1 protein-coding gene is annotated in these 3,850 nt (G+C 68.3%); it reads right to left on the bottom strand.

Going from position 1 to position 3,850, the window contains the following annotated elements; genetic code table 11:
- Positions 1-3,850: putative T7SS-secreted protein (locus tag ACFWPJ_RS27085; RefSeq protein WP_378855447.1), on the bottom strand; the 3,850-nt coding region annotated here is incomplete at both ends.

Below are 3,850 nucleotides of genomic sequence, written 5' to 3'. Positions count from 1 at the left end.
CGCGGGTGCCGTCGCGTTGTGTGTCGGGGGCTGGGAGGGCGGTGACGCGGCCGAGGCTGTCGTGGCGGCATGTGGTGCCCGAACCGGTGGGGGGGGCGCGGCGGGTGCGGCGGCCTCGGGGGTCGTGGTCGTTGACCATCGCGGGTTGGTCGTCGAGTTGTTGGGTGGCGACGTGGCCGGTGGGGGTGTAGGTGAAGGCGAGGGTGTGGGTGATCGCCTCGTCGATGCCGTTGACGGCGGTGAGGATGCGCCCGGCGGGGTCGTGGGTGTAGGCAAGGTACTCGCCGGTGTCGGCGGTGATGGAGATGAGGTTGCCGAGGTTGTCGTAGCGGTGGTGGCGGGTGATGCCGGTTGCGGGGGTGACGGTGGCGACACGGCCGGTGATGGTGTGGGTGTAGCGGGTGGTGGCGCCGGTGTAGTCGGTTTCGGCGGTCAGGCGGCCGGAGGGGTCGTATTCGTAGGTCCAGCGTTGCCCGAGGGGGTTGATGACGGCGGTGAGTTGGCGTTCGGTGTTGTAGAGGTAGCGGTGTGTCGAGCCGTCGGGGTCGGTGCGGGCCGCGACTTTATCGTGCCCGCCGTAGGTGTAGCGGGTGGTCAGGCCGGCGCGGTTGGTGTAGGTGAGGAGGTTGTTCTCCCCGTCGTAGGTCCACGACTCGTGATAGCCGTCGGGGTCGATACGGCGGGCCGGTTTGCCCTCGGGGGTCCACTCGTATCGGGTGACCGCCCCGTGGGCGTCGGTGAGGGCGGCGGGGCGACCGAAGGGGTCTCGTTCGATGCGGGTGGTCGCGCCGTAGGCGTCGGTGATGGTGGCCGGAAGGCCGGCGGGGTCGACGTCGATGGTGGTGCGGTTGCCGTCGTCGGTGCGGACCTCGCTGACGGCTCCGCAGGAGTGGTGGTCGTATTCGGTGCGCGCGCCTGCTTCGTTGACGGTGGCGACGAGATTGCCGGTCTTGTCCCAGGATTGGTGGCGGGTGGTGCCGTCGGGGTTGGTGATCGTGGAGGGCCGGTTGGCGTAGGCGTAGTCGATGGCGATTTGGGTGCCGTCGGGCCGGGTGATGGTGGTGACGTCACCGTCGGCGGTGTAGGCGTAGCGGGTGATGGTCCCGTCGGGGTCGGTGACCGACAGTGGTTTGCGGTCGCGGTTGTAGTCGATGCGGCGTCGCCCACCGTCGGGGCCGGCGACGTCACGCAGCCGCAGGTCGTGATCGAAACCGTAGGCGGTCCTGGCGCCGCGGGAATCGGTGACGGTGGTGAGGCGGCCGGTGCCGTCGGGATAGTCGAGGTAGTCGAAGTCGGCGTTGAACACTCCGTCGGTGCCCCGCTGGTGGATGACCCGGCCACGTTCGTCGTAGGTGTTGACGACCGAGCTGGCGTTGGAATCGATCCACGCCGTCATCCGATGGAGTTCGTCGTAGGTGAAGCGGGTGCGGCCACCGACACCGTTGACGACGTCGGTGAGGTCGCCGTCGGTGTAGCCGAATTGGCGGATCTGGGTACGGGAGCCGTCTTCGTCGCCGACGACTGTCATCGTGGTGACCCGGCCGGCTTCGGTGTCGAACTCGATGCGGTAGCCACCGGAGTGTGTGACCGCGGTCGGGGCGCCGAGATGGTCGTAGTGGAACCGGATCCGGTTGTGGTGGCGGTCGGTGATCGCCGAGATCGCGAAATTGCCGAGGCGGATATCGAGGCCGTCGAGGACCGGTTCGGGCGCGAAGTGCCACACCAGTTCCCGCGCCGGATCCCACAGCCGGTAGCCGCCGGACTCGGTGCGGGTCAGTTTCCAGCGTTGCCCACCGGAGAGCGGCTCGACTCCGACACCGACTTCCGCGTGCGGGTAGGGCAGCAGCATCGCGTCTTCGAAAACGACTGTGGCGTAGTCGTCTTCGACGACCACCCGCATGTCCAGCGTCGAGCACCACGACGGACCGAACCACCGCCCGAACCGGTAGTTCGAGTGATGACCCCGTTTCACGGTCAACGGCAACACACCCGGCAGGGTGATGTCGACCAGGGGTAGGAGGAACTCACCGGTCGCGGTCGCGACCGGGTCACCGGTCTTATCGGTCTGGCGGTCGGTGGCGCTGTTCTCCGCCGGGGTGTTCGTGCCGTCCTCACCGACCGAGCCGCGGCCGTCCCCACCGCGGTCGGTGGTGTCGTGCGCTATCGGGTTGTCGGCGTTTGTGGTCCCGTTCGGGTTGCCGGGCGTGGTGTCCGAGCCAGGGGTGGCGGTGTCGGGGTCGCGCGGCGATTCGGGGTTCGCGTCGGGGTCGCGCGCCGGCTCTGGGTTCGTGCCGTCGCCGTGACCGGTGCCGTCGTGGTCGAGGTCGCGGTCGGTGGGGGCGGTGTCGCCGTGTTCGGGTGACCCGCCCGCGTTCTCGGGAGCGTACGGGCCGGGATTGGGCCCACCGTTGTCGGGATCCGGTGTCGCGGGTGAGGAGTCACCGGGGCGATCGGGCGTCGCCGCGGCGGGTGTGCCCGAATCGGGCTGACCGTCACGCGATTCCTCCGTGGCGGGTCGGTTCGGAGGCTCGCCGCCGGTGTCTTCCTGCCGGGCCGGTGTCGAATCGCCGTTCAGGGTGGCGGGTTCCGGGGTATCCGCTTCCGGGGCAGCGGGCTCTGGCGTCGAGGGTGTCTCTCCGGTCGACGGCTCGCCGCCTGGGTTGCTGGCGCCGGCATCGGGAGAGTTGGGAGTATCAGGGGTATTGGTGGGGGTGTCGCCCACGCCAGCCGGGCTCGTGCGAGGTGTCGCGGGTGAGGACTCGGGATCAACACCGGCTGGGTTGTTCGGCTGCGGCGCGCCCTCGGCGGGCTTGGCGGCCGGTGTGCCTGTGTCACCGGTGTTCGGTGCTGTCTCAGCCGGTTTCGGTGCCGGTGTCTCGGCGGGAGGATTCGACGGCGCGTTCTTCGAACCCGCGCCACCGGCATCGCCGAGGTTGTCACCCAACCGCGCGACTTTCGACGCATCAGCCGCCTTGTCGACCGCCGTCAAACCGAGCTTCGCCGAACCAGCGCCACCGGTGGCCACGGTCGTCAGCAGGTCTCCGGTCAACGCGCCCAGCGCTTCGGTCGGATTGGATTTGAACCCGGCCAGCATCGCCGATGCGGTCGCTTTGGGATCGGCCGCGGCGATGACCAGGCCGGTCCCCATGTCCGACATCTTCGTCATGTACTCGGCCGGGTGGGTCAAGTTGTAGGTGTCGATGGGCGAGATCGCTCGCACGAACTGCACCATCCCGGTCAGCGACGTCAGCAACCCGGACGTGAAGTTCAAGCTCGCGTGCGCCCAGGCGTCTGACAGGTCCGACAGGTTGCTGCCCCACCGCGACAGGAACGGCGGCTCGGTCGGTGCCTTCTCGGTCGCCGCGTTGATCGCGGCCACGGCGGTGTTGGCGGCGTTGTCGCGCTGGGTGCGGGCGTCACGCAGGATCGCCCGAGCCTCGTCACGCAACACCGTCCAGGTGTCGGTGAGGGTTCTACCTTTACGGTCGTCGTCGGATTTGGCGTTCCACTCGTTCCTACGGTTGGTTTCCTCGGTGTCTGCCTGCTTCCACTTCGCGATCGCCTCACCAGCCTTGGTCTGTGCCGCGGTGACCTCGTGGAACCACATGTCGAGTGCCGCTTTCGCTTTCGACATGGCATCGGAGCCGTCCCACCACAGTTTCGGCTGTTTGGCGTACTCCTCGTCGAACGCCGACGCCGCCGAACCCGTCCAATCGGCCACATCGATCTTGCGTAACGCGTCACCGGTCTGCTCGATCGCGGTGCCGATCTTGCCGACATGCTCAGCGACCTCGTTGATCCGTGACGGTTCGCCACGCACCAGTTCCTTCGGTTCCTCGGTCTCACCGAG

The organism is Nocardia sp. NPDC058497 (genome assembly GCF_042720195.1).
Classification (GTDB): domain Bacteria; phylum Actinomycetota; class Actinomycetes; order Mycobacteriales; family Mycobacteriaceae; genus Nocardia.
This window is presented reverse-complemented; position numbering and strand designations above follow the sequence as displayed.